This is a genomic window from Acinetobacter sp. YH16051, assembly GCF_013417135.1.
In the GTDB taxonomy this organism is placed as follows: domain Bacteria; phylum Pseudomonadota; class Gammaproteobacteria; order Pseudomonadales; family Moraxellaceae; genus Acinetobacter; species Acinetobacter towneri.
In genome coordinates, this window is the sequence record NZ_VPEN01000098.1 from 1 (window position 1) to 1,846 (window position 1,846).

The following is a 1,846-nucleotide window of genomic DNA, read 5'->3' on the forward strand; positions in this document are numbered from 1 at the left end:
GTCATAGTTCGACTCAATCTCTGGCCGAGGATCTGTTGCTATATTTAGATTAGTAGATTCATTTAGCTTACTAGTATTTTCTTGTTTTGGCTGTTCTAACGTGCCTTTAAACTCAATTCTATGAGTGAGATCTTCAATATGTTGCATCAAAGACTTTTCTCTTTGATTTGCTAAATCTAACTGATTTTTGAGTAAAGAAATTTGATCTTTTAATACATTTTCAATTTCAGACTGAACGTGTACCTGTACATCCTTCTGGACTTGTTCAGTACGTGTACTGGACTGAACACTGACTGGATTGCCATAAACTCTGATAAGTTCCGATAAGTCTATAAGTCCATCATGATCTCTTGATAATTCACCACTTTTTATAGATTCATAGATTGTTGTTCTTGATTTTTTAAAAGCTTTACTTGCGTCCATTATGCTAAATTTTGTTTTGTTCAATGTAATCCCTCAGCGCGTGTTTAAGCATGTTCATCTGAACATCTTAGCTGAACATATATCTTATTTTGAATTAAATCGTACTTTTCTAGGTATAGCAGCAATTTTTCAAACTTTTTGTTCAATAGTAAAGTCGATATTGAATTCTGCTAGTTTTTCAATCCATCTATTACCTTCGTTATTTTTAAAATCAATTTTTATTCTTTCTACTAATTCGTCTGTAGTCTCACCAGATTCTTTGAATCTCAAGCTCAATTCTTCACTTTGAATTATCGTTAAATAAACCATTTTTGCAGTTATTTTATTTTGCTCTTGGTTACTACCAGTTTCACTTTGTTGATTAGCTCCAATAGTTTTCTTTTTTCTAACTATAAAATTAACATGACTAGCTTTGCGTCCTTCTTTCTTGACTGCTTTAAACTCAATAGTAAGTTCTGTTTTAGAGTTAATGTCATCAATGTGGGGTTTAAGAATAGTACTTTTGAAATCTCTATATTCTGGGTATGAATTTTCTGCCAGACCTAAAGCACTTTTTAATTCTTTGATGGATACATCGAAATTAGACCGAAATTCATTTTGTACCAAGAATGGGTAAAGTTTTAAACCGTGACCATGTAAGGCAACAGCCGATTTAACTTTAAATTTTGTATACGAATTTTGTTTATTAAAAACATACATAATGTATAGGGCAAAATGCGTGAAAGAAATATAAAAACATCCATCCTTGTATGAGCATGTACTAATGAGTCTTGTTCGAATATCTCGATCTTTTCCAGGATGATAAAAAACTACACTGTGGTCGTAGAGAGCATCTACTACTCGGTTTAAGGCTACATAAGCACTGCTTGGCTTTAAGCCCGTCAATTCAGCATATTCTTTAGCTGTTACAGTGAATTCTGTTGTTTCATTGGGATCTGATGCTAGCCGAACTTTAGGGCTAAAAAAGAATAGCAATTTTAGAATATCGTCTTTTGGTGATTTCTCATGCTTCAATTGCCAGAAAATATTTTGAAAGACAGCATAGTCTTTTGGATAACGTTTGGCAGGTGCTGAAAGAGGAAAAAGAGATTTGTCATGTTCCTCAAAATTTTTAATTTTCTTTAATGATACAGCCATCTAAAATCACTATTCTTCTATTATGTGGTGGTATTTTCAATGCTACTTACCCCCACTTATTAAGTCAAGCATATCTTGATTACCACCTAACATTTCGCCCCCACTAACCTAACATTTCGCCCCCACTAACCTAACATTTCGCCCCCACTAACCTAACATTTCGCCCCCACTTAAAGTCAAAAACCTAACATTTCGCCCCCACTTAAAGTCAAAAACCTAACATTTCGCCCCCACTTTAGTGTCTGAAACACTGATATAGCAATACATTGAGACTGGCCGTAAAGCT

At 34.0% G+C, this 1,846-nt stretch carries 2 protein-coding genes; both read right to left on the reverse strand.

Annotated features, from left to right (window positions below; all coding sequences use genetic code 11):
- On the reverse strand, window positions 1-447 hold a 447-nt coding region (locus tag FTV41_RS14540; RefSeq protein WP_257221994.1), incomplete at its 3' end, for a plasmid replication DNA-binding protein.
- 105 nt (window positions 448-552) lie between these two features.
- Window positions 553-1,560, reverse strand: a complete 1,008-nt coding sequence (locus FTV41_RS14545) for a replication initiation protein (RefSeq protein WP_004967300.1) — start codon at window positions 1,558-1,560, stop codon at window positions 553-555.
- Window positions 1,561-1,846: the final 286 nt, after the last annotated feature.